Annotated in this window: 25 protein-coding genes, 1 tRNA gene, 1 pseudogene and 1 riboswitch; of the genes and pseudogenes, 16 read left to right on the top strand and 11 right to left on the bottom strand. The window is 34.8% G+C overall.

The features are described 5' to 3' along the window. The first annotated feature begins 222 nt into the window (after window positions 1–222). The gene (gene feoB / locus Q7P22_RS00500; RefSeq protein ID WP_303859591.1) at window positions 223–2,328 is read left to right on the top strand and encodes a ferrous iron transport protein B; all 2,106 of its coding nucleotides are present in this window, start codon (window positions 223–225) and stop codon (window positions 2,326–2,328) included. Window positions 2,329–2,800: 472 nt separating this feature from the next. Here feoB and Q7P22_RS00495 read toward each other — a convergent pair. The 5 genes from Q7P22_RS00495 to Q7P22_RS00475 all read right to left on the bottom strand — a co-directional run bounded on the left by Q7P22_RS00495 (window position 2,801) and on the right by Q7P22_RS00475 (window position 5,826). Continuing rightward, window positions 2,801–2,877: transfer RNA gene (locus Q7P22_RS00495), tRNA-Arg, on the bottom strand. Window positions 2,878–3,092: 215 nt separating this feature from the next. Continuing rightward, window positions 3,093–4,055 carry a D-alanyl-D-alanine carboxypeptidase family protein gene (locus tag Q7P22_RS00490; RefSeq protein ID WP_303859590.1) on the bottom strand — a complete coding sequence of 321 codons (963 nt, stop codon included), beginning with the start codon at window positions 4,053–4,055 and terminating at the stop codon, window positions 3,093–3,095. A 382-nt stretch (window positions 4,056–4,437) separates the two neighbouring features. Next, window positions 4,438–5,007, bottom strand: a complete 570-nt coding sequence (locus tag Q7P22_RS00485; RefSeq protein WP_113919433.1) for a manganese catalase family protein — start codon at window positions 5,005–5,007, stop codon at window positions 4,438–4,440. Beyond that, window positions 4,994–5,644, bottom strand: a complete 651-nt coding sequence (locus tag Q7P22_RS00480; protein ID WP_303859589.1) for a spore coat protein CotJB — start codon at window positions 5,642–5,644, stop codon at window positions 4,994–4,996. Before Q7P22_RS00480 ends, Q7P22_RS00485 begins: the two co-directional genes overlap by 14 nt. Further along, window positions 5,641–5,826, bottom strand: coding sequence for a spore coat associated protein CotJA (locus Q7P22_RS00475; protein ID WP_170128130.1), 186 nt, complete (start codon window positions 5,824–5,826; stop codon window positions 5,641–5,643). The genes Q7P22_RS00480 and Q7P22_RS00475 overlap by 4 nt, the downstream gene beginning before the upstream one ends. Window positions 5,827–6,009: 183 nt before the next feature. Here Q7P22_RS00475 and Q7P22_RS00470 point away from each other — a divergent pair. Next, window positions 6,010–6,288: pseudogene (locus Q7P22_RS00470) on the top strand (CAP domain-containing protein); the annotation flags it as partial. 123 nt (window positions 6,289–6,411) lie between these two features. Here Q7P22_RS00470 and Q7P22_RS00465 read toward each other — a convergent pair. The 4 genes from Q7P22_RS00465 to Q7P22_RS00450 form a co-directional block, all read right to left on the bottom strand. Then, on the bottom strand, window positions 6,412–7,545 hold the full coding sequence (locus tag Q7P22_RS00465) for a GerAB/ArcD/ProY family transporter (protein ID WP_303859588.1): 1,134 nt from the start codon (window positions 7,543–7,545) through the stop codon (window positions 6,412–6,414). A 74-nt stretch (window positions 7,546–7,619) separates the two neighbouring features. Further along, window positions 7,620–7,811 (bottom strand): hypothetical protein, encoded by a 192-nt coding sequence (locus Q7P22_RS00460; protein WP_113920232.1) that lies wholly within the window; start codon window positions 7,809–7,811, stop codon window positions 7,620–7,622. Continuing rightward, window positions 7,812–9,047, bottom strand: a complete 1,236-nt coding sequence (locus Q7P22_RS00455; RefSeq protein ID WP_303859587.1) for a Ger(x)C family spore germination protein — start codon at window positions 9,045–9,047, stop codon at window positions 7,812–7,814. Between the two features lie 13 nt (window positions 9,048–9,060). Next, the gene (locus tag Q7P22_RS00450; protein WP_303859586.1) at window positions 9,061–10,560 is read right to left on the bottom strand and encodes a spore germination protein; all 1,500 of its coding nucleotides are present in this window, start codon (window positions 10,558–10,560) and stop codon (window positions 9,061–9,063) included. A gap of 65 nt (window positions 10,561–10,625) precedes the next feature. Between Q7P22_RS00450 and Q7P22_RS00445 the strand changes: the two genes are divergently transcribed. Continuing rightward, window positions 10,626–10,868 (top strand): hypothetical protein, encoded by a 243-nt coding sequence (locus tag Q7P22_RS00445; protein ID WP_303859585.1) that lies wholly within the window; start codon window positions 10,626–10,628, stop codon window positions 10,866–10,868. A 73-nt stretch (window positions 10,869–10,941) separates the two neighbouring features. On the opposite strand, the gene Q7P22_RS00440 is transcribed toward Q7P22_RS00445, so the two are convergent. Both Q7P22_RS00440 and metA read right to left on the bottom strand, forming a co-directional pair. Next, window positions 10,942–12,225, bottom strand: a complete 1,284-nt coding sequence (locus Q7P22_RS00440) for an O-acetylhomoserine aminocarboxypropyltransferase/cysteine synthase family protein (RefSeq protein ID WP_113920235.1) — start codon at window positions 12,223–12,225, stop codon at window positions 10,942–10,944. A gap of 117 nt (window positions 12,226–12,342) precedes the next feature. Further along, window positions 12,343–13,263 (bottom strand): homoserine O-succinyltransferase, encoded by a 921-nt coding sequence (metA, locus tag Q7P22_RS00435; protein ID WP_113920236.1) that lies wholly within the window; start codon window positions 13,261–13,263, stop codon window positions 12,343–12,345. Between the two features lie 159 nt (window positions 13,264–13,422). Between metA and grxC the strand changes: the two genes are divergently transcribed. From grxC to Q7P22_RS00370, 13 genes are all read left to right on the top strand, one after another. Beyond that, entirely contained in the window at window positions 13,423–13,668 is a 246-nt protein-coding gene (gene grxC, locus Q7P22_RS00430) for a glutaredoxin 3 (RefSeq protein WP_113920237.1), read from the top strand. 96 nt (window positions 13,669–13,764) lie between these two features. After that, the gene (locus Q7P22_RS00425; protein WP_303859584.1) at window positions 13,765–14,184 is read left to right on the top strand and encodes a Fur family transcriptional regulator; all 420 of its coding nucleotides are present in this window, start codon (window positions 13,765–13,767) and stop codon (window positions 14,182–14,184) included. A gap of 48 nt (window positions 14,185–14,232) precedes the next feature. Beyond that, window positions 14,233–14,778: a rubrerythrin gene (rbr, locus tag Q7P22_RS00420; protein ID WP_113920239.1), complete on the top strand. Its 546-nt coding sequence runs from the start codon at window positions 14,233–14,235 to the stop codon at window positions 14,776–14,778. A gap of 417 nt (window positions 14,779–15,195) precedes the next feature. Beyond that, complete coding sequence (locus tag Q7P22_RS00415) at window positions 15,196–15,621, top strand: DUF3842 family protein (protein ID WP_113920240.1); 426 nt, start codon at window positions 15,196–15,198, stop codon at window positions 15,619–15,621. After that, window positions 15,614–15,802 (top strand): CooT family nickel-binding protein, encoded by a 189-nt coding sequence (locus Q7P22_RS00410; protein WP_113920241.1) that lies wholly within the window; start codon window positions 15,614–15,616, stop codon window positions 15,800–15,802. The genes Q7P22_RS00415 and Q7P22_RS00410 overlap by 8 nt, the downstream gene beginning before the upstream one ends. 66 nt (window positions 15,803–15,868) lie before the next feature. Further along, window positions 15,869–15,984, top strand: a riboswitch (FMN riboswitch). A gap of 489 nt (window positions 15,985–16,473) precedes the next feature. After that, window positions 16,474–17,568, top strand: coding sequence for a bifunctional diaminohydroxyphosphoribosylaminopyrimidine deaminase/5-amino-6-(5-phosphoribosylamino)uracil reductase RibD (gene ribD, locus Q7P22_RS00405; RefSeq protein ID WP_303859595.1), 1,095 nt, complete (start codon window positions 16,474–16,476; stop codon window positions 17,566–17,568). Between the two features lie 5 nt (window positions 17,569–17,573). After that, window positions 17,574–18,212, top strand: coding sequence for a riboflavin synthase (locus tag Q7P22_RS00400; RefSeq protein WP_113920242.1), 639 nt, complete (start codon window positions 17,574–17,576; stop codon window positions 18,210–18,212). Between the two features lie 225 nt (window positions 18,213–18,437). Beyond that, complete coding sequence (locus Q7P22_RS00395; RefSeq protein ID WP_113920243.1) at window positions 18,438–19,637, top strand: bifunctional 3,4-dihydroxy-2-butanone-4-phosphate synthase/GTP cyclohydrolase II; 1,200 nt, start codon at window positions 18,438–18,440, stop codon at window positions 19,635–19,637. A gap of 17 nt (window positions 19,638–19,654) precedes the next feature. Then, entirely contained in the window at window positions 19,655–20,128 is a 474-nt protein-coding gene (ribE, locus tag Q7P22_RS00390; protein ID WP_303859583.1) for a 6,7-dimethyl-8-ribityllumazine synthase, read from the top strand. Window positions 20,129–20,276: 148 nt separating this feature from the next. Next, on the top strand, window positions 20,277–21,335 hold the full coding sequence (gene mltG, locus Q7P22_RS00385; RefSeq protein ID WP_303859582.1) for an endolytic transglycosylase MltG: 1,059 nt from the start codon (window positions 20,277–20,279) through the stop codon (window positions 21,333–21,335). 139 nt (window positions 21,336–21,474) lie between these two features. Continuing rightward, window positions 21,475–22,188 (top strand): ATP-binding protein, encoded by a 714-nt coding sequence (locus tag Q7P22_RS00380; RefSeq protein WP_113920246.1) that lies wholly within the window; start codon window positions 21,475–21,477, stop codon window positions 22,186–22,188. A 370-nt stretch (window positions 22,189–22,558) separates the two neighbouring features. Further along, window positions 22,559–24,787: an ATP-binding protein gene (locus Q7P22_RS00375; protein ID WP_303859581.1), complete on the top strand. Its 2,229-nt coding sequence runs from the start codon at window positions 22,559–22,561 to the stop codon at window positions 24,785–24,787. A gap of 238 nt (window positions 24,788–25,025) precedes the next feature. After that, window positions 25,026–25,457, top strand: coding sequence for a Fur family transcriptional regulator (locus Q7P22_RS00370; RefSeq protein WP_303859580.1), 432 nt, complete (start codon window positions 25,026–25,028; stop codon window positions 25,455–25,457). Window positions 25,458–25,521 lie beyond the last annotated feature (64 nt).

Raw genomic sequence — 25,521 nt, 5'->3', positions numbered from 1 at the left:
TATTGGTGAATTAAGATTATTAGGTGGTCAGGTGGTCAGGTGGTAAGGTGGTAAGCAAAAGCATTTCTAGGGTGGGGCTTTGGGGTCTTAGATCCTTCGCTTAGCTCCAGGATTACTCCGAGATCAGGTCTTTACCTGGCCTGAAGGCGAGTTTAGGTTTTACTGACCACCTTAATGCTGACCACCTGACCACCTGTTTTATAACGAAAGGATGTGTTTCTATTGGGTTTAACGTATCAATCTTCAAAGAGGGAAGCCTTTGTAGATTTGTTTGATATTCAAAAAGAAGATGGAGAATACGCTATTGCCCTTGCTGGTAATCCAAACACTGGCAAAAGTACAGTATTTAATGCTCTAACAGGTCTACATCAACATACAGGCAATTGGCCTGGAAAAACTGTTGTCAATGCTAGAGGTAATTTCAATTACAAAGGTCAAGACTATATTTTAGTTGATTTACCTGGGACTTACTCTCTTTTTGCTTCATCTGAAGAAGAAATTGTGGCTAGAGATTATATCTGCTTTGGTAATCCAGATGCAGTAATTGTGGTTGCCGACGCAACTTGCCTTGAACGAAACTTAAATCTATTATTACAAGTAATGGAGTTAAGCGATAAAGTTGTACTATGTATAAATTTAATAGACGAAGCTAAGAAAAAAGGAATTCACATTGATGTAGAGGGGCTAAAAAAAGAACTTTCTATACCAATTGTGCTAACTTCTGCAAGAGAAGGTATAGGCCTAGATCAATTACAAAAGGAAATCTCTTCTTTAGTTCGTACTTCAGTACAAAGCTCTAATAAAAAAACATATTATTCTGATGACATAGAAGAAAAAGTTGAACAAATCGAAAGTCAACTAGAGGTTTTACCTTTAAACAAAAGGTGGCTTTCTTTGAGGATATTAGATAGCGATTTATTCTTTATTGAATCTCTAAAAGAGTATATTCCAGAAGAATCTTACAAAAACATAGAGGCTATTTGGAAATCTATTCATATAGATAAAGGTGCCACAAGAGAGTTCATAAATAATCATAATTTCAAATATATTGAGTTTCTTGTGGATAAGTATGTAAAGAGTTCTAAAAACATCCACGAAAGAGACATGAAAATAGATAATATTATTACCTCAAAAAAATATGGAATACCTATAATGATTCTATGTTTAGGTATTGTATTTTGGATTACTATTGTAGGGTCAAACTATCCCTCTCAGGCGTTATCTAAAATACTATTTGGTTTTCAAAATCATTTAAGTGCTTTTTTAATCTCCATTAATGTTTCATCTTGGTTAAGAAATTTACTTCTTGATGGAGTTTACAAGACGACTGCCTGGGTAGTTTCTGTTATGCTTCCCCCAATGGCTATCTTCTTCCCATTGTTTACAATACTAGAAGATTTAGGTTTCTTACCGCGAGTAGCTTTTAATTTAGATCATCTATTTAAAAAAGCCTCTGCCCATGGAAAACAATGTCTTACTATGTGTATGGGTTTTGGATGTAATGCTGCTGGGGTAATTGGTTGCCGAATTATTGAGTCTCCAAGAGAGAGAGTCATCGCCATTATTACCAACAACTTTGTACCATGTAATGGACGATTTCCTACGCTTATTGCTATTTCGGTTATGTTTTTCACTCTTTCTTCTGGAGAGGGCATAATAAATAGCCTAATTACTACTTTATCGCTTACAGCCATAATACTATTAGGTATCATAATAACTCTTTTAGTATCTTATGTTTTGTCAAAAACCTTATTAAAAGGAGTACCATCTACCTTTACTTTAGAACTTCCGCCTTATCGAATCCCTAAAATTGGGCGAGTATTATATTCTTCCCTAATTGATAGAACGATTTTTGTGTTAAAGCGAGCTCTATTAGTAGCGATACCTACAGGAGCAGCCATCTGGATTTTAGCTAATATAAGCATTGGAAATGTACCTATTCTGCAAATTCTTTCAGGTATTTTAGATCCTCTTGGTCAGCTTATTGGATTAGATGGAGTTATACTTTTAGCTTTTATCCTAGGCATGCCTGCTAATGAAATCGTCTTGCCTATTATACTTATGGCGTATTTGAATGCTGGATCTCTTATGGATTATGAGAGTCTATCTTCTTTAAGAGATATATTCCTCGCTAATAATTGGACCTTATTAACAGCCTTAAACACCATGCTCTTTAGCTTACTTCACTGGCCCTGCTCTAGCACGCTATGGACGATTAAAAAAGAAACTGGTAGCCTAAAATGGACCGTACTAGCCTTTATGATCCCTACTGTGATTGCATTTGGAGTGTGTTTTATTACGGCTAGTGTTTATCGTTTGTTGTTTTAGTACGAAACGATAATGGAATGATTGTTGAACAGTTGTTGAGCGCTAGTTAAACCTTAGTTGAACAATTGCCTTTGCTCGCCTTTAGGCGAGCTTTTCCGCTTTCGGCTTTTATGTAGATAAATAGAATTATATTTAAACGTTAGGATGAATGTAAGAGAAGAGCTTACTAGAAAATGAAAAATAGACATATAATATTTCAACGTTCATTTCTATTATGAAGTGGCACGAAAATGGCACGATTTTTACGAATGTAATCTTTATCTTATTGTGGTATTTCGTAAGAGTAGATAATAGTTTTAATAAGATTTTATGAGCTATAAGGTAAAAGACTTTTTAGTGAAAAATGAAAAAATGAACACTGAACATTGAACAATACAAGTATGCGACATTTAACTATTATTGTCGTATACTGCTCATTATTCATCGTTCATCGTTCACTGTTCACTTTTCATTGCGACATTAGTCGCATACTTGGCGCACCCGAGTGGATTCGAACCACCGGCACACAGTTTAGGAAACTGTTGCTCTATCCTACTGAGCTACGGGCGCGTATTTTATAACATATAGTATCTTAACACAAACACCTCATTTCTTCAAGAAAGAAATTTTTGGAGATGTAAAATTAAAAGTACATAAAATGGTATTTAATGTAGCATATACCAAAAATAGCACACTTCTATTGAATAAAATATGGGCAAAGAATAATCAGCCGGTCAATCCATGACCGTTGATTTTACCACCTTACCACCTTACCACCTTACCACCTAGTAGGCTTTTTCAAAGTACTCTTCCATCGTCAAACCGCTTTTATAAATCTTAGTCGCTAGTTCTACTCCTACATATCGAATATGCCAGGGTTCGTATGCGTAGCCTACGATTTCCTCTTTGTCTTTTGGATATCTAATAATAAAACCGTATTTATGAGCGTTTTCTTTTACCCATATGCTCTCAGGTAGTTCACCAAAATCTTCAGAAAGTTGAAAATTTACACCTTCACTAGTAATGTCCATAGCTAACCCTGTCTGATGCTCACTAGTGCCAGGTTTGGCGCTATATTTGTCGGCATAAGTTTGTCCTTTGGATGTCACAACATTTCTATATAATATGTCCTGAGTGTTATAAGAACGGTATCCTGATCGGGCTATAAGGGTAAATCCTTCTTTTTTTGCTCCCTCAAACAATTCATGCAAACGGTCTGCTGGAATTTTTCTCATTTGATTCACTTCAGGATTCTCTAATTGAGTAGGTACATTTACTTTTACTAGATCCTTTGGTACGTAATCAGAAGACAAAAATCTTTTTTTATTGACTACTACATCATAATCAGACTCATTGAGGATTCTGTTGTTTTCGTCAACAGTTGTCCCTAATGGTTTTAACACAGTGTAACCTAGATTTGTACTGAGTTCTTTGAACTTTACTTTTATCTCTAGTTCCATGCCACTAAGCGCGTCATTGTTTACAGTTATAGATCCATCCTCGTTAATTATAGCAAGATCTTTGTTATTTACTTCTAGTATAACCTTATCTACCTGAGTTACTTGATCCTTTCCCTTTTCACTTATTGACAACTCGATCTTGTAACCAGGCTCTACAAACATACCTTCTACATTGCTATTCACTTCCCATTTAGATGTAGTTGCTGTTTCTCCACTAGTTACAGTGCCTTTATCTGTACATCCTGCTAGTAGTAAGAGTAAAATGGTAATTATCAGTATTTTCTTCATCAGATTATCCCCCATATTTGATAGATACATTTTAGCATATACTTCTCTTTAAATCTTGACTAAATTGTAAACATTTGTGAAGCGACTTCGTCGCTTTAAGGTGGTAAGGTTATAAGCAAATGCATTATCAGGGGTGGCTTTGAGGGATGTTTTTTGGGTCTTAGATCCTTCGCTTCGCTCAAGGATGACGGAGCAGGAGCTAGGGTCATTACCTCGCCCAAAGGTGAGAAAGTTTTTCTCGCCCAACCGCCCAACCAAGTCTCAACTAGTCTCTAGGCAAGTTTAATTTCCAAATTTCCAGCATTCAGCTTTTAGCCATAAAAAATGGGCTCCAATGGAGCCCAAGTTCCGCTTTCCACATTCAGCTTTCAGCTATAAAAATCTATTTTGCGCTTTTTCCCATACATTCGTTAATAATTCTTAAGGTTTCTCCAAATCTTTGGAAGTGTACAATTTCTCTTTCTCTTAAATATTTGAGTACATTCTTTACATGAGGATCATCCGTCATCTTTAATAGATGTTCATATGTGATCCTAGCTTTTTGCTCTGCTGCCATATCTTCATACATATCTACTACTGGGTCACCTTTTGTCTGAATATAAGTTACAGTATGAGGATTACCTGCAGCATTTACATAAAATGGGTTGAACCCATGATCTATATAATATGCGTCGAAACCTGCATCTATTAATTCTTGCTTTGTTGCCCCTTCTATTAATTTACTATATAGTGTTGCCACAATTTCAAGATGAGCTAGTTCCTCTGTGCCTATATCCGTCAATACTGCCTTACCTAGATTTATTGGCATTGCATATCTTTGAGTCAAGTATCTCAAAGATGCACTTAATTCGCCATCAGCACCACCGTATTGTTCTAATACATTTTTCGCCATTCTTACGTCTTTACCACTTACTTTGACTGGAATTTGAGTTTTCTTTTCATATATCCACATTTATTTTACCCTCCTTAGAGAACCGAATATCCCATGGCCATGGTTCGTTCACGTATTTTGCATAATCTCCATGATGTGAGAACAAATTCATAGGTCCATGTTTTTCTTCGTAAGCCATAGTCATTTCATGTAATTCACTTGCAAGCCTTTGCCTAGTAGTAAGAGCCCTGGTATCATTTGGATGTGTATCTAGATACAAAGCTATATCGTAAATGGCAAATTGATATTGCATAATTCTTACTAATGCAGGGTCTGCTTGAGGTTTATTTCTGTTTGGCATGGTGTAAGGTGGACAAGTCGTTGGGCTCTCAATAGGTTTTAATATAGGGTTCTCTATAGGTTTTTGTATTGGTTTTTCAATTGGTTTTTGTATTGGCTTTTGTATTGGTTTCTCTATTGGCTTTTGTATTGGCTTTTCAATTGGTTTTTGTATTGGCTTTTCAATTGGTTTTTGTATTGGTTTTTGTATTGGTTTTTGTATTGGCTTTTCAATTGGTTTCTCTATTGGCTTTTGTATTGGCCTCTCTATTGGCTTATTAATTGGATTTTCGATTGGCTTCTCTATTGGTCTTTCAATTGGATTAGGCGTTGGTCTATTCGGAAGATTTGGAAATCTATCATCAAAGCGTTCTATCATAATGATTCACCTTCCTCGTATTGGCTGAATAGAGATGGAAAAACTGTTCCCATTTCCATTGCTTCTCTTGGTTCTACTATATCGAAATCCATCTGATATGGTACATATGCATTCCCATATTGTGGGTTTGTTGGCATAAATGGCACTATAGGCATAAATTCTTGATCCTTAATTTCAGCCATTAATATCATTTCCTCCTTTATTTGAAATCTACTATATCTTATTCTTAATTCATTTATGTGTGAAAAAATAAATTCTAATTTTTTTCCATTTTTATGAAGAATTTCATTATTTTATAACTTATTAGAAATCGTAGAAGGTCACATAATAAGACAGAAAGAATATATAATTTTTTTTAATAATATGAACTGGAGGATGTACATGAAAAAAATTATTTTAGCCACACATCCCCTACATATGGCTCTCCATTTGATATGATGAAAGCTTACGGCATTAGCTATCGAACTGCAGGTGAAAATATCGCCAGTGGACAAAGAACTGCTCAAGCTGTAGTTACTGCATGGATGAATTCTGAAGGACATCGTAAAAATATTTTAAATCCTAATTTCACTGAAATAGGCGTAGGTTATGCAACGAAATCAAACGGAACTCCTTACTGGACACAAATGTTCATTGGAAGATAAAAAAGCTATCAGCGATGGGACACCAGCATTTAGCATATTACATTCCTTTCGGGTCATTTGACTATCAGAGGTAGCACTTGAATAAATAATATAAGTTACAAAGTATAATGCAAAAAAACAGGCTTATGCCTGTTTTTTTGCATTATTGCTCTTCATTAGAGCTTTTACTGCTCTTGTACGTATTTTGTATATCCATGATATTAATATAGGAATAAAAACAAATAAAACAATGAAAACATATGTTGCAATATTATTTGAAAAATTTCCCAATTCATAAGAGTTTTCTGCTAGCCCTATAGCAGAATAATAACATAAAACTGTAAAAACATAAGTATAAATACTAGCATCTTTTATATTAAAAATATATTTAATCAATTTTAAACAAATTAAAATCAAAAAGGAAATTAGAGCCACATCTGAAAAAATCCAAAGAAAAGCTAAAATTGCATCAAAGCCCTGCAACGAATTGAGCAATTGAATTTGTTCTACTACTAATAAATAGGGAAAGCTAGAACGAGTTGAAATGGTGTTGCCTACTATTCCGTATATAGTAGCTAAAATCATAGTAGCAGTCACTGCTACAAAGGCAACAGCCGCCAAACCTCGCTTTTTAAAATACCTCATCCCTATAATATCATCACTATAAACTAAGATAGGCGTAATATACGACCAGCAGGACAGTGCGATAGCACTACCCTTTGTTATTGGAATAATATCCAAGTAGGTGATAGGAAATAAATTCTCAATATTCACCATAGGAAGCATGAGCGTAGTTAACAAGGCGGATCCTACGATTGTTATCCCAGCCAAAACAATATACACTCTAGATGCAATTATTAAACCTGGTTTTACAAGAAATAAAGCTATAACAAATAGTAGAATAACTATAAACAGCTCTTCTACTACATTAGGGTATAATACTGCTGATATTCTATGGGAATAAGATCTTAAATTTAAACCTATGCTAATAGTAAGCCAAGTTAAATATACAAAGGCTATGATTTTAGCCAAAATTTTTCCTATAATCTTTTCATAAATTTCTAATAGCGATAAACCAGGATGTTGAACGAGCAAAGTATTTAATTTTAATATGAAATATATATATATAACACCCGCTACTATAGGGCTAAGCCAACCAGCTTGTTTTGCCGCATTTGATGTAAAAGATCCAAATGTTCTTACAGTTGGCGAAAATACGATTACTATAAAACCGATTAAAGCAGTGTTTACGCCAATTTTTCCTTTTTTAATTTCCATCTATTATTCCCCTCTTTTCATATGACAGGCTTATTCTAGATTATGCTCATATTACATATTCTGTATGATTCATCTTATGGCTTGGATATATTAGATATAAACTCCATTAGAGATATTTGTTTTGTACTTTGATCATATAAACCTAATCCTAAAACGATTAAATGCAAAATGATATAAATCACAAATTCTCTTTTATGCTCCTTTATAGAGAAATCTTTTAAATCCACAAAAGCAATGATGATAAGCACTAAAATTAATTTCCACATTTACTTTTCCTCTTTCATAATAGAGTCATTAAGTATAGCCCCTCTATTAATATTAGGCTCTACAATTATATTGATTTCTGTGTTTGGATAAAGTTCTTCCCATTGATCTTTGTACTTCTTTCTCCATTTTATAGGGTGTTTGAGATTGAATTTATTTCCTATACCCAAAATATCAATCTCATATTTTTGAGTAGTTTCTATAACTTCTTTCACTTCTTTTTCTACTACTTTTTTTAATTGATTATTGAGCTTATCAATTCTCTCGTCATCAACCTTTATACCTTGTTGATCTATTTCTGTAATACTTGTCTGTACTTTTATTACAATATCCGTTTTAAGATGATCGCCTTCAATCTTAGGTTCTATTTTGGAACTACCACCAATAATCTCCAAATTGTACTTTGTGCCTTGATTTTCAAGAACAATTACTCCTGAACGAATTTCATTCGTAATCCAGTTTAACCCCCTTGCTTGTTCATGAGAGATATGCTCTACTACTTTACCATCTTTTATCAATGCATATCCAGGTATATGCATAACGACATCACCCTTAGAGGGGCCTTCTGTTTGGAATTTATCGTATTGTCCTTTTTCTACTTTTTCACTGCCCTGCTCCATTTCAAGGTTTATATTTTCTTCTTCTAATATAATATAAGGCAAGTAACCGTCTCCACTTTCTATAGACATATTATAATATTCTAGTAAATTAATGGAGCGATAGTACAAATTTAGTCCTGCATTGTTCATGATATTGTCTAGGCTTTCTGATATGTTAATATTTTGTTCATATAGGCGATTAATGACCTCTTTACTAGAGTAACCTTTTACAATAATTGGTACAACCGTAACCCTGGGCTCATTGTCCCGAATAAAAAAATCTAAATATTTATTAATATCATCTCTTGCTGCCTCTTCTCCAATTAAGAGATATTTAGTATGCCCCCAAAAAATGTCATTTTCAGCATACATACCAATCATTCTATTCGCTTCAAATACTGTCTCTCCTGAAGCACTCATTATATTGGTAGGCTTTTCTGCTTGTTCTTCTGTAGTAGGTGATACCGTAGTAATTTGATAAGGTTTTTCTAGACTATGATTTTTATCCACCCCTCCTAGAATAATGGGGTATAAATTTTCAATTTCCGTTCTCCCTACGATAGATTCATTAAATTCGGTAGAGAGAAATAGAACTGTCAGTATTATAAGTGATATTAAAATTGCACTTTGGTTCTTCATTTTGCTCTCCTAATTACTTTATTCTTTGAATATAGTCTGGACTTTCTTTTTTATCTAAACGTGGCCGAATGAAGCTGTCTTTAAGGCCTTTAAATGTATTCGTATCTAAAAACGGAGACATGTATGGGACGCCTAATACTTCAATAGAACATAAAGTAGCAATCATAAGAACTAATCCTATGGCAAGACCAAATATTCCAATAAAAGTAGAAAACATTAATAACACTAATTCCCATATCCATAATGCATTTGCAAGATCTCGATTAGGAATGGCATAGTTTGAAATGGCAGCTGTTGCCACAACTACTACTGCTGCAGGACTGACAAATTTCGCCCCTATAGCTGCATCTCCTACTACAAGAGCCCCTACTAGAGAAATCATACTACCTATACTGCTGTATATACGAGTACCTGCCTCAATTAAGACTTGAAAGGCTAAAACTAGAATCAACACTTCAAAAAATAAGGGAAAAGGAACACCTTCACGCGAGGTAATAATGGATACGGTTAATCTTGAAGGCAATAACTGTTGGTGAAATGTAGCGACAGCTATAAAGAATCCAGGTAGTACCAATGAAACGCTAGCAAGAAAATATCTGATTTTTCTAATAGATGATGTAAAAAATTGATTGATCGTATAATCATCTGTAGTTTGAAACATATCTACTAAAGCTATAGGCATAATCATAGAAAAAGGTATACCGTCAATAAGCAAACCAATTTTTCCATCTGCTATTGAAATGCAAAACTTATCAGGTTTTTCTGTGTAGTCTACCTGTGGAAAAGTCGTATGTTTTTCATCAATAATGCTTTCTTCAATGATGCCTGCAAATAACACTTCTTCTGCATCAACCTTCTTTAAACGTTCTTTTAGTTCTTTCAACATGATCTTATTGACCATATTTTCCATATATACAACAGACACCATAGTATTGCTCATAGACCCAATAGTCATATCTTCTATTCGCAAATTAGAGGACTTGATTTTTCTACGAATTGTTGCCGTGTTTACTCGTATGGTCTCTACAAAAGTGTCTTTAGAGCCTCGTATCGAAGTCTCTTCTGTAGGTGTGGTAATAGATCTCATTTGGAAGCCCTTCGTGTCAAATCCGATGGCCTTGTTTAACCCATCAAAAATCAACACAGTATTTGCACTCAGTACTGCATCAACAAGGGTACCCATTTCTGTAAAGGACTTTTGATCTGTAAAGTATATTAATCCTTGTTCAATGTATTCAAACAAAGTATTTTCATCTTCTACAGTAGCTAATCTCACGTCATTTACCAATGGTTTTAAAATATAATCGCTAATATACTGGTGATTGATCAAACCATCAATACAAGCCATATGAACTTTGACATTGTGTTTGCTGTTAACTGTAATCTCTCTTGTAACATAATCTGCACTATCTCCTAGCACTTTCTTTACGTTTTCACTATTTAATTCTAAATTCTCCACCCATTTGTCTATAAATGAGTTCTTTATAGGTGGTTCTTGTATTTTTTTCTTCATATTAAGCTCCTATTATTCCCATGACATTATCTAGTATTGTGTTCGTAGGAGGGGCGAATTATTCATTGAATGACAAAATTCGAAGAATTTTTGTCATTCAGGTGGTCAGCTTTAAGGTGGTCAGGTGGTCAGCAAAATCGTTAGCCACCATTGGTGGCTTTGTGCGGGCGAACACAGTTCGCCCCTACGGCCTAGAAAACCAGATGCTCTCTCAGGATAGAGATGCATCTGAGAATCTTGATTGTGGAAGTATTTACTTTATCTCGCCTAAAGGCGAGTATGCATTTGCTGACCACCTGACCACCTGACCACCTTTTTCAACACGTAAAAAAGTGAAGCAACAAAAATCGCTCCACTTTTCTTCATTTAAATAGTATTCAATTATACTTGCTCAAACGCTTGTTCTAAATCGTATATTAAATCTTCTGGATCTTCGATTCCTATGGACAATCGAATCATGTCTGGTGATACTCCTGCAGATATGAGTTCTTCTTCCGATAGTTGTGAATGGGTAGTGCTTGCCGGGTGAATCACTAGGGATTTTGCATCTGCTACATTGGCAAGAAGTGAGAAAATCTCTAGGCTATTGATGAATTTCTTACCTGCTTCAATGCCACCTTTGATTCCAAAGGTAAAGATCGACCCACTGCCCTTTGGCAAGTATTTCTTAGCAAGCTCATGGTATTTATTATCCTCTAAGTCTGGATAATTTACCCAGGATACCTTAGGATGATTTATTAAAAATGCTACGATTTTCTTTGTATTTGAAAGATGTTTTTCTACTCGAAGAGAAAGGGTCTCTAAACCTTGTATTAACATAAAAGAGTTAAATGGGCTTAGAACTGCACCAGTATCTCTTAAAAGTTGAACTCTAATTCTCATAATATAAGCCATGGCACCTAAATCTTGAGCATATCTCAGTCCATGATAGCTTTCATCAGGTTCTGTCAGCATGGGAAATTTGTCACTAGCAGCCCAGTCGAATTTGCCACTGTCTACAATGATTCCTCCCATTGTAGAACCATGTCCACCTATGAATTTCGTTGCAGAGTGGACTACGATGTCTGCACCGTGTTCTATTGGTCTAATTAAATAAGGCGTCCCAAAGGTATTGTCTACGATTAAAGGAATGTTATTTTCATGGGCAATCTTTGCTACCTTCTCTATATCAATTAAATTAATGCCAGGATTTCCTATGGTTTCAATATAAAGTGCTTTTGTATTTTCATTGATTGCATTTCTAAAGTTTTCTGGGTCATCAGGGCTTACAAATGTAGTCTTTATACCTAGTCTAGGTAGTGTAGCATTAAATAGATTAAAAGTACCACCATATAAGGTGCTAGCTGCTACGATTTCATCACCTGTGCCTGCAATATTTAAGATGGCATAAGTGATGGCAGCAGAACCTGATCCCACAGCTAAGGCTCCAACACCACCTTCAAGAGCTGCCATCCTCTTTTCTAAAACATCTGTAGTTGGATTCATAAGCCTTGTATAAATATTTCCGGATTCCTTTAATGCAAATAAATTTGCTGCATGATCTGCATCGTGAAACACGTATGAAGTCGTTTGATAAATTGGAACTGCTCTAGAGCCTGTAGTAGGGTCTGGAACTTGTCCAGCATGAACTTGTAGTGTATCAAATTTTAATTCTCTCTTTGACATGAATGACACTCCTTTATAAATAATACGGATATTTTTGCTGAAAGCGGAAAGCTGACAGCTGAAACTTAGGTCGCCTGGGGGGAACCCACTTTAAAAGTTCCGCTGTCCGCATTCTGCTTACCTTCCAAGACTCTCTAAATCATATGGTGTTTCTTGATATACATAGTAATTTAACCAATTCGAAAACAATAAATTGGCGTGGGATCTCCATCTTACAATGGGTTCCTTTTGAGGATTATCCTCTGGATAGTAATTTTGTGGTACATTAATATTTAAACCCTTCTCTATATCTCGATCATATTCAGCCTTTAGTGTTAAGGGATCGTATTCCGAATGTCCCATGACAAAGACAAATTTATGGTCTTTGGATTTAATGATGTAAAGCCCTGCTTGATCAGATATCGACACAATATCTAAATCCCCTACTTCTTCTACCTCTTCTTCCTTTACATAAGTAAATCTAGAATGCGGAGCGTAAAATTCATCGTCAAAACCTCTAAGAAGCATGGTGTTTTTCTTAGTGACCCTGTGTTTATACACGCCAAATACTTTCTCTTCTACAGGGTATTTTTTTATTCCATAATGATAGTATAATCCTGCCTGAGCTCCCCAACATATATGCATGGTAGAATAAACATTTGTCTTACTCCACTCCATGATTTCCGTCAGTTCATCCCAATAATCGACCTCTTCAAAGCTCATTGTTTCAACAGGTGCTCCCGTAATCACTAGTCCATCAAATTTTTGATTTCTAATTTCATCAAAGGTCTGATAGAAGTTAATCAAATGGTCTTCTGGAGTATTTTTCGCCTTATGACTTTTGGGATGTATGAGCACAGCTTCCACTTGTATAGGTGTGTTACTTAAAAGCCTCATTAATTGTGCCTCTGTAACAATTTTTGTGGGCATTAAATTGAGTATGACAATTTTTAAAGGTCGGATATCTTGAGATATGGCTCTCGTCTCATGCATGACAAAGATGCTCTCTTTAGCTAATATGCCCTCAGCTGGTAAACCATCTGGTATTTTAATAGGCACTGTGTCCACATCCTCTCGTAAAATGTTTGGTGATTGTAGATAATTGTTTGTATTATAGCATTTTAAATAGAATTTTTAAATAGTTTTAATATATTGATTAATTAAAGGAAAAAATGAGAATATATAGACATGTACAAAAATAATAATTGGAGGTCACTCATGGCAAAAGTACAATTATATACATGGAGTTATTGTCCTTACTGTAAAAGGGCAAAAGAGATATTAGATGATAAAAATATTCCTTATTCTGAAACCATAATAGATGGCGATGGCCAAAAGAAACGAGAACTATACCAAAAAACTGGGCAGAACACTGTCCCCTATATCTTTATTGATGAAAATTTTATTGGAGGTTGTTCACATCTTGAAGAGTTAAATAAATCAGAAAAACTAAATAAATTATAGCTTGACAAATCCCCATAATTACATTAACATATAAATTGTAATCATTACAAATATGAATTAATTACATGTTTGTAGGGGGTGAAAGGTATCAATTCTATGGACTTAAAAAATTACTTAGGTTCTAAAAATATAAAACCTTCATATCCTCGTATCAAAATCTACGAGTATCTTTCTAAACATCACACTCATCCTACTGTAGATGAAATTTACCTATCTCTTTTACAGGAAATGCCTACTCTATCAAAGACTACGATCTATAATACTTTGAAGATTTTTATAGAAAAGGGCCTGGTAAAATTAGTCACTATCGAAGATAATGAAACGAGATATGATGTAGATACAAACAATCATGGTCATTTTAAATGTGAAAATTGTAGAAAGATTTATGATTTTCCTGTAAACTTAGAATACGATCTTAGAGATGAGTTAAATGGTTTTCAAATCAAAGAAAGAAGTATTTATTTTAAAGGTATTTGTGGAGCTTGTAATAATGAACTTGATAAAGTAAAAGAATAGAATCACTTTATCAAGTTACTTATAAAAAACAATTTAGGAGGTTTTTTAATGAAAGAGTATAATTTAAAGGGAACAAAAACAGAACAAAATTTAAGAGATGCCTTCTCTGGTGAAGCGCAAGCCTATACTAAATACAGCTATTTTGCTAGTGCTGCAAAAAAAGAAGGCTATGAACAAATCATGGGCATTTTTGAAGAGACCGCTAAAAATGAAAAAGAGCACGCAAAATTATGGTTTAAATATTTAAAAGGTATTGGTACAACTGCAGAAAACTTAGTTAGCGCAGCAGAAGGTGAACACTACGAGTGGACTGATATGTACGAAAGAATGGCAAAAGAAGCTAGAGAAGAAGGCTTTGATGAAATCGCTGATAAAATGGAAGGCGTTTTAAAAATCGAAAAAGAACATGAAGAAAGATACAAAGCTCTCTTGGATAGAGTAGAATCGGCAACCGTATTTATTGGCGACGAAGAATATACAGTATGGAAGTGTAGAAATTGCGGACACATCCATATTGGAAAAGAAGCACCAGAAATTTGCCCTGTATGTGATCACGCAAGAGCACATTTTGAAAGAAGATTAATCAACTACTAAAAAACAGGCTTACGCCTGTTTTTTTGGTTCGTTCGCCTAAGCTGAATGCGGAATGCGAAACTCTATAAGTTGGAATGTTCGTATGTTGGAAAGTTGGAAAAACGAACACGGAACAATGAACAGTGAACAACACAAATATGCTACTTTTCGTTTAGTAATTATATTTTTAACTGTTCATTGTTCTATATTTACTGTTCACAGCGACGTAAGTCGCATATTTGACCACCTTACCACCTTAATTTTGCTATTGACTGATATTCTCTTAACGTGCTATATTATAAGTAGCGAATCATGAAGATTCTACTAAATTACAAAGAAGAAACAGACTCATGAAGGGACTGGCTAGTTGCTGTGCCCAAAAATGAGTTTTTTTATTTTATGGCAACTTTTGCCACTGTGGAAGGGAGAACAATTAGCATGAAAATTGCTGTTATAGACGGTCAAGGTGGCGGTATTGGACGAGTAATCATCGACAAAATGCGCAACACCCTACCCCGGGACATTCATATCATCGCATTAGGAACCAATTCTCTGGCTACTGCTGCTATGTTAAAAGCAGGGGCAAACGAAGGAGCCACTGGAGAAAATCCTATTGTAGTTAATGTTTGTGAAGTTGATATAGTGGTTGGCAGTATCGCTATTTTAGCAGCTGACGGATTAACGGGAGAAGTAACAGATAAAATGGCTAATGCCATCGCTCGAAGCAAAGCAGCTAAAGTATTCATTCCGTTAAATAAATATAATATCCATGTAGCCGGCGTAGTAAACGAGCCATTGCCACATTATATTGAAGATGCTATAAAAATCATAAAAGAAATATTAGGAGGATCTAAAAATGTGTGAAGCAAATGTGTATTTATTAGAAGACGATGGTGTAAAAACTCTACTTTTAGAATCTGTTGATCGAATTATTCCTCAAGGAGAGAATCTCTACCTTGAAAATATATTTGGTGAACGAAAGACCATTAAAGCACAAATTGCTGAAATGGCACTTGTTGATCATAAAATCATTCTCAAACCATAATAAGCGCGAAGCGCATAATTCCTATTGACATAAATTTATCCATATGTTATATTGTACTCAACTTAATAAATACTTCAGGGCAGGGTGCAATTCCCGACCGGCGGTAAAGTCCGCGAACCTATTTAGGTTGACTTGGTGAGATTCCAAGACCGACAGTAAAGTCTGGATGAAAGAAGTGGCAAACACAGCGTACACAATAGATGTCATCTATGTGTGATTTTTAGCTATTTTAAGCTCTGGAATATTTATTCCAGAGCTTTTTTGCGTGAACCAGTGAGCCAGGCGAAAGCGAAGCTTACGCAGTATATATGTAATGTAACAGACAAATAGCTTGCTGATTTGGCTATGAAATTACATATATACGTAATGAAAGCGCAGCTTTCATTTGGCGAACGGCACGGCGGAGGAATCGATTTATCGATTCCGGAGGGCACACAAAAGCCTTTTTATTGTCGCTCGCAATAGGTTTAGCTTTCATTTGTCGAGCGTCGCGACCTTGGCAGTGGCTAAGTGCAGAATGAGTGAAAACGTCCTTAACAAGCAACAATAAGGATATCTCAAAATTACATGAAAAACCCAAAAATGTATAAGCTATCTAAAGCAGTGTTACTTTTTTATCTCAAATGTAATTTTTATACATATTTTAAATTATTTTGAAGAAGGTGATTTCAATAGATACTGTGTATATGCAACGAGCACTTGAATTATCTAAGAAGGGTATAGGCTATACAAACCCGAACCCCCTAGTTGGTGCTGTAATCGTAAAAGAAGGGCGAATTATAGGAGAAGGTTATCATAAGTATCTTGGGGGACCACATGCTGAAATTGATGCTTTTCAAAATGCTATAGAGGATGTATCAGGCTCTACTATGTACGTGACTCTAGAACCTTGTTCTCATTATGGACGCACTCCCCCTTGTGCTGAGACCATTGTAAAAAACAAAATATCCAAAGTAGTCGTGGCCACAACAGATCCCAATCCTTTAGTAGCAGGAAGGGGAATTCAAGTGTTAAGAGAACATGGCATAGAAGTTATTACAGATATACTAAAAGATGAAGCCATGAAGATCAATGAAATATTTATTAAGTATATAAGCACAAAAAAGCCTTTTTGCATTATGAAGACAGCAATGACTTTAGACGGAAAAATTGCCACAGCAAGTGGCCAATCAAAATGGATTACAGGAGAAGCTTCTAGAACCGTCGTTCATCAACTTCGCCATCGGGTATCTGGTATTATGGTGGGCATTGGAACCATTTTAAAAGACGACCCCTCTCTGACCACTCGGTTAGATGCAATAGAAGGAATGGACCCTATACGAGTTATCGTTGACAGCAAGGCTCGCATACCGTTAAATGTAAAGGTTCTTAATCTTAAGTCTAATGCTAAGACCATCATTGTTACTACAGAGCTTGCAGATTCTAAAAAACTAAAGGCATTAAAAGAGAAAAACGCCAAAATTATCATTACTCCCCTAAAGAACGATAGAGTGGATCTGCCTTATTTAATGAAGCAACTAGGAGAAATGGGTATGGACAGCATCTTATTAGAAGGTGGGTCTGAATTGAATTTTAGCGCTGTAGAGTCCTCTATCGTAGATAAGGTAATTGCTTTTGTAGCACCTAAAATTGTGGGCGGCAAACTTTCAAAAACACCTGTAGGTGGCCTAGGGATAGAGCATTTATCTGAAGCTTATGTTTTAGATGATTTAAAGGTATCCATAGTAAGCGAAGACATTATGATAGAAGGATATCCTAGGAGGTAATATACATGTTTACAGGATTAGTAGAAGAAATTGGCATCGTTAAAAACATACAAAAAACAAGTCAATCAGCCAGGATTACTATAGAGGCTAGTATTGTTTTAGAAGACGTAAAACTAGGCGATAGCATTTGTACAAATGGAGTGTGCTTGACCGTAACAAATCTTCAGAACAATCGTTTTTCCGTAGATGTAATGCCAGAAACCGTTCGCGCTAGCAGCCTGAAATCTCTACGCTCTGGCAGTAGCGTAAATTTAGAAAGGGCTTTAAAGGCTAGCGACCGTCTTGGAGGTCATATTGTCTCTGGTCATATTGATGGCGTAGGCATTATTCAACATTTTAAAGAAGAAGAAAACGCTACGTGGATTACCATTGCAACGCAGCAAAGCATTCTTAAATACATCGTAGAAAGAGGGTCTATCGCCATTGATGGTACAAGTTTAACCGTTGCATATGTAGACGATAGAGTATTTAAAGTGTCCATCATCCCCCATACAAAAGAAAAGACTATCCTTCTAAGGAAAAGAATAGGTGATGAAGTAAATCTTGAATGTGATGTAATAGGAAAATACGTGGAAAAGCTTACAAGATACAGCAACGATAGCACTATAAATATGGATTTCCTAGCAAGCAATGGATTTATTTGATGCCGGCAATTAGCGACCAGCCACCAGCATTCAGCTATCAGCACTTTAGGGCTAAGCTTCGCGGGTCCAAAGATCCTTCACTGGCGCTCAGGATGACAACGCAGGAGTTTGGGTCATTGCTCTGGCTCGGAGACGAGTTTCCGCTTTCAGCTTTCCGCCATGTACTTCAATAAGCAAGAAAAGACTAGATAATAAAAACAAAGAAGAAAAAAGGAGTTGTATAGATTGTACAAATTTAACACTATTGAAGAATCATTAGAAGATATCAAAGAGGGTAAAGTCATCGTAATCGTCGACGACGAAGGTCGAGAAAATGAAGGGGATTTATATGTCGCTGCTGAGAAAGCAACTCCAGAAAGCATTAACTTCATGGCAAAATACGGCAGAGGCCTTATTTGCACTCCTATGAAAAAACAAAGATTAGAAGAATTGAAAATTCCTCAAATGTCACATATCAATACAGACCCAAAATGTACTGCCTTTACTGTTTCAGTAGACGCTAAAGAGGTCGCTACAGGAATTTCTGCTTATGAAAGATCGAAAACCATTATAAAGCTAACACAATCAGATGCTAGCAATCAAAGCTTCACTAGCCCAGGACATGTATTTCCTTTAGCAGCGGTAGATGGAGGAGTTCTAAAGAGAGATGGTCATACAGAGGCAGCTGTAGATTTAGCTGAATTAGCTGGACTTTATCCTGCTGGTGTAATCTGCGAAATCATGAACGATGATGGAACTATGGCAAGAGTTCCTGAATTAATGGAGTACGTAAAGATTCACAACTTAAAGATTATTACGATTGCAGACTTAATAGAGTATAAAAAAAAACAAGAAAAGATCGTTGAAAACTGTGCTAGAGCTCAGATGCCTACAAAATACGGGGAATTTGAAATCGTCGCTTTTAGAGAAAAACACTCAAATTTAGAACATGTAGCTTTAATCAAAGGAGATATTTCTAATAGCAAACCTGTACTTGTACGAGTTCATTCTCAATGCTTAACAGGGGATGTTTTTCATTCATTAAAATGTGATTGTGGTCAGCAATTAGAGCAAGCTATTAAAAATATAGAAAAAGAAGGTCGTGGAGTACTCTTATATTTGAATCAAGAAGGTAGAGGGATCGGACTTGTAAATAAAATTAAAGCTTATACTCTGCAAGATCAAGGTATGGACACCATTGAAGCAAATCTTGCACTAGGATTTCCTGAAGATTTGAGAGACTATCAGGTTGGCGCTCAAATTCTACAAGACTTAGGCATTAAGAAAATAAAGCTTATGACTAATAATCCACAAAAGATTTACGACCTCTCTTTGTACGGTATGGACATCGTAGAAAGAGTGCCGATACAAATAGAAGCAAATATCAAGAACGAAGCTTATCTCATGACAAAACAAGAAAAAATGGGCCATATTACCCATTATTAAAATAGGAGGAATGAAAAATGAAAGTATATGAAGGAAAATTGATTTCAAAAGGAAAAAAGTATGGTATTATCGTGGGTCGATTTAATGAATTTATCGGAAGCAAATTGCTCTCAGGAGCTATAGACGGATTAAAAAGGCATGGTGTACAAGAGGATGAAATTGAGATTGCATGGGTGCCTGGCGCCTTTGAAATCCCTTTAGTAGCTAAAAAAATGGCTGCAACAAAAAAATACGATGCAGTGATTTGTTTAGGTGCGGTCATTAGGGGGTCCACTTCTCACTACGATTTAGTTGCAGGTGAGGCTACAAAGGGAATTGCTCATACGTCTCTAGAATTAGGCTTACCCATTATTTTTGGCATCCTAACAACAGAAAATATTGAGCAAGCCATAGAAAGAGCAGGTACAAAGTCAGGAAACAAAGGCTATGATGCCGCTACTACGGCAATTGAAATGGTCAACTTATGTGAGCAATGGCCGAACAATGGGTGACGGTAGTTAAACGATAGTTGAACAATTCTTCATTGCATCTGTTTAATTATTTAAAAAGTTCCGCTTTCCACATTCAGCTTTCCGCTATTATGTTTTTTCTTCTCAACTGGTATATTTCCATGTTGTTATAGAGATAATAGGAGTAATAATGGGGTGCGAGAAGATGATTTTAAGAAAAAGAATATTATTTATTATTGCTATTCTCTTGTTTATTGAGCTGTTAGTGCTTACCTATGTTTTTCTCCTCTCCCCTACTAATCATGCAGTAGGGGATTCTTTCTTTGAAGTAAAATCTGGAACAAATATGGATAAAATTGCGCGCAATCTAAAAGAGCAAGATTATATTCGAAGTGTGTTGGCCTTTAAACTCCACCTTCGATTAAATCATATAGATAATTTTAAAGCAGGCAATTACAATCTAAAAACTACTATGAATGCTAAAAACATTGCACACAAATTGTCAATTGGAGATTCTGATCAAAGAGATATTAAAGTAACTTTTCCAGAGGGCAAAACATTAGTAGAAATGGCAGAGATCTTATCTCATCATACAGACTTTACGAAGGAACAGATTATTCAAGCATGGAACGAACCTGACTTTATAGACCAAATTATTAATGAATTTGATTTTATAACGGAAGAGATTAAAAATCCTGGTATATCCTATCCACTAAATGGATACTTATTTCCGGATACTTATTATATAAAAGATAAGAATACTCCTCCTCAAGATATTGCATTAAAACTAATTCAAAGAATGGAGCAAATGATTTTACCTTATTCAGATCATATAGATGCTCAAAACTCTTCTGTACATGAAATACTCACTTTGGCTTCTATTGTTGAATATGAGGCTAAGTGGGACGAAGATCGCCCACTTATTGCAGGTGTCTTTCATAATCGACTAAAAAACAATATGAGATTAGAAAGCTGCGCTACACTTGAAATGGCTTTAGGTGTACACAAGGAAGTATACACTCATAATGATATTCGCGTAGACTCTCCCTATAATACTTATCAGATTACAGGGATTCCTATAGGCCCGGGTAACAATCCTGGACATAAGTCTATTGAAGCTTGCCTTTTTCCCAAAGAACACAGTTACTTCTATTTTTTATCCGATATATATGGTGACGGTAAGACGTATTATTCTAAAACTTTAACAGAGCACAATGCTTTAAAGGCTAAGTATTTATCTTCAAACTAGCATAAAAGCTCTTTATATATATTTCTACTTTTGATAGAATAATTAAAAAGATTATTTGTAACTATAGTTACCTACTATTTATAAGAATTCATTTAGAATATAGTTATAGAAATCAAAAAAATTATTCGGAGGAGTATATATGATTAGAGATATTATTATTATAGATGAAGAAAAATGCAATGGCTGTGGACTATGTGTAAACGCCTGTCACGAAGGTGCACTGAAAATGGTTGACGGAAAAGCTAAGTTGATCTCTGAATCTTACTGTGATGGATTTGGCGATTGTCTTCCTGCTTGCCCAACAGATGCAATTACCATTGAAAAAAAAGAAGTAGCTGCCTACGACGAAGAAGCGGTAAAAATAAATATGGCTAAAAGAGCCGCAGAAAAATCCAGCGTGCCAACAGGTTGTCCTGGAAGCATGGCTAGCAAAATTGAGCGTAAGGAAGTACCTACTACACAAAGCCAAGAGACACCACAAATTCAATCACAGCTTGGTCAGTGGCCATGCCAAATCAAATTAGTGAGACCTGATGCGCCTTATTTTAAAGATGCTCATCTGCTCATTGCAGCTGATTGTACCGCTTTTGCTTATGCTAATATTCATAATGACTTTATGAAAGACAAGATCACCATTATTGGATGTCCAAAATTAGATAGTGGCGATTATAGCGAAAAACTTACAGAAATTTTAGCCCATAATGATATCAAAAGCGTAAAAGTACTAAAAATGCAAGTTCCTTGTTGTACTGGTATTGCTAATGCTACAATAAAAGCTTTACAAGATTGTGGAAAGATGATTCCATGGAGTGTTACAACCGTATCCACAGGTGGAGAAATCATCGAAAATTAAGTAACAACACCTTTCAAAAGATTCCTTAGATTAAGGAATCTTTTTTATTTTTGTAGAAGATTCTATTTCTAGTTTAGAAATTGTTTAAAGTTTGTGGATAACTTTAAAATATTGGTGGATATTGTCGTAATTCCTGTTAATAACATATTTTTATTGATAAATCATCTGTATTACCCATTTTCCATTAGATTTTCAATTTATTGTATTATATTCTGTTGATAACTTGTGCATATTGTGTAGATTTTAGGGGATAATAGTTGGTTCTTTGTTTATATCATGTAAATAAGTCGATATTTATTTGTAGACAAGCTGTTTACAAAATGTTAAAATTAGACAGTACCACTATAGAAATAATTGAAGGTGATTTAATATGGCATGTAATAATAAAAGAGTATTAATTCCTACAGTTTTAGATGGTCAACCGATAAATCATTTTTTTATACTATATTTCAATTTTTTTATTGCCTCTTTAGCTTTATCTACTTTCATCTGGCCTAATTCCTCCGCAACTTTACATATTGGATTTGAGATTATTTATACTATGATCACTATCTGCATTTTTAGTGTTATTTGGGTCGCTATAGATTTTGAAGACCTTTCACCCATGTACCGTGTCATAGGATTTGGCTTATTAACTGTAACTGTACTGAGTCTATTTCATATTGCTGAGTTTATAAACGTATACAAGGACAGGACCCTCTCTCTCTTTGAAATGCATACTCCCTATTGGCTCACTGCTCGGATTGTCGAGGCTATTATCATTGTTCATTCTGCAATGGTACATGGAACAAATAAAAAACATACTAAGACTTTTCTCCTAATAAAAACAGTTTCAATTATTATGGCCATTATATTATTCATTCACTTTGGCCGCAGTTACCTACGTCCATATGCCAAATGGGTTTATCAAGGTGAAATAAGTTTGATACTTTTTTCTACCATGCTTGTGTACATAATAATTTTGGGACAAATAATAAGAGGTTCTAAGTACGATTTTACAAAAGACAGACATGTGATTAGAGCTATATTTTGTTTCATCGGTGCCGCAATTTGTCCTTTACTCTTGAACATAAATGTGCAGTTAAAATTTTTAATTATTTTAGGTTATCTCTTTAAATTAGGTGCCTACTTTGCCTTATTACAAGGTGTTTATCTACAAGCTATTATACTTCCTTATAAAGCATTAGGACGTTCTAAAGAACAGTTAAATAAAACCTTAAATAGCTTACCTTTAGGCGTAATGGAATTTAAACCAAACAAAGGTATTACTTATGCAAATCAATACCTTTTAGATTTATTAGAATGTACTCCCTCTGACTTATATCAGATGACAATAAGTGAATTCTACACCGCTTTTGAAGCAGAGCTACAATCAGAACAATATGAGGTATTTGAATTAAAAACGTTAAAAGGCCATCATATTATTACTCAATTAAAGAAATTTGAAAATGAAAACAGTACCCTCATTGCTCTTACAGATACTAGAGCAGAACAAAAACTAAATACACTGCACCTTCAGACAGAGATGATTTTTAATTCAATAGCTTCTATGATAATACTCTTTGACGAAAATCACACCATTATATATGCAAACAAAAGCAATGAGCAATGTGTGGAACTAGATTCAAATTCGATAATAGGCCTTAGTGTTTATGAATACAATAAGATGCTAGATCTTAAGCGCAACAATGAAGACTACTTAAAATATGATGGTATTAGGCATCAAAATGCCCGATACACTTTAATCACTCCTAGCGGAAAGAAAAAAACCATAATAAGTCAATATAAAGAAATCAAAGATGCATATGATAATATTGTTGGTTATGTGTCCATCGCTAGCGATATCACTGATATGATTAGAGAACAAGAAAAGATCCAGCAGCAAGAGAGGTTGGCATTAATCGGTCAAATGGGAAATGGTATTGTCCACGAAACAAAAAATTATTTAGCTTCTATTAAAGGCTACTGCGATCTTCTTACTCTTAATTCAGAAGATATGACCATAAAAAACTATGCATCAAAAATTGAGACTATAGCTAATGACATGAATGCTTTGGTATCAAAATACTTAGAATTATCACGACCTTCAGAGGCAATTTTAGATATCCTCTCCATAAATGAATTAATCGAATCTGTTCTTTACATAATAAAAAGTCCTTCATTTTTGGATAATACCCTACTAAAACTAGACCTTTGCAAAGGTGATATGGAGATTTTAGCAGATGACAATCTCATTAAACACGTTATTATTAATTTAGCTAAGAATGGAGTAGAGGCTATGACAAATGTAGAAAATGCGCTCTTAATTATATCCACTAAAGTAAAGGGTCATTTTATGGAAATTTCAGTAAAGGATAATGGTTGTGGTATTTCAAAAGAAAATATTAAAAAACTGGGTACACCTTTCTTTACCACAAAACAATGTGGTACTGGCTTAGGATTAGCTAACTGTTTTAAAATCATAAGTGAAAGTGGTGGCCAAATAAATGTAGACAGTAAATTAGGAGAAGGAACAACTTTCTATATTGAATTGCCAATATTTGAGGATGATGTATATAACGGAAAAGATCCAAAAAAGAATTTTTCTACAATAGCGTAAAGCAATTTAGCTATCAGTCGTCAGTCATCAGCGTATTGCATTCCTTTTGGGTCATTTCGTTACTAGAGATAGTATACGGACTAGGATTTTTGTACTTAAAAGCAATTAAGTAGAATAGGCTTTACTTAATTGCTTTTTCATTTGCTTTCTTAAGTGTATTTTTCTTTATAATATGATATTATAAAGTAAGCAAAAATCTTATAATAAAAGCTAATTATTCCTTCTTAGGAGGATTTATATGAATTATGAAGATATCCTTAAAGTATTAAGAAAAAGTGATTATAAAATAACCCCTCAAAGAAAATCTATTATCCAGGTATTGATTGAAAATAATACAAGTTTAATTTCTATAGAGACCCTATTTATGAGAACGAAAGCACTCTATGGCAAAACTAATATTTCAACAATCTATAGAAATTTAGAAATACTAGAAAACTTAAATTTAATATACAAGGTGATTGATGAGGGTACCTCTTTATACAAACTCAATTGCAGCCATATAGGTCACCACCACCATCTTATCTGTAAAAATTGTGGAAAAACAGAGACAATCGACTTCTGCCCAATGGAGACCCTACAACAATTATCTAAAGAAAAAGAATTTAATCTAGAAGACCACAAGCTAGAATTATATGGAACCTGTAAGAAATGTCAGGTAAAAGAGTTGTAAATTCTACGTTCTAAGTTGTAAGTAAAATACTTTTAAGTATTCCTCTCAAGATGATAGCCATCAG

The sequence above is a fragment of the Alkalibaculum bacchi genome (assembly GCF_937875145.1).
In the GTDB taxonomy this organism is placed as follows: Bacteria; Bacillota; Clostridia; order Eubacteriales; family Alkalibacteraceae; genus Alkalibaculum; species Alkalibaculum bacchi_A.
The sequence above is the reverse complement of the archived record's forward strand: the minus strand, read 5'-3'. Positions and strand labels throughout refer to the sequence as shown.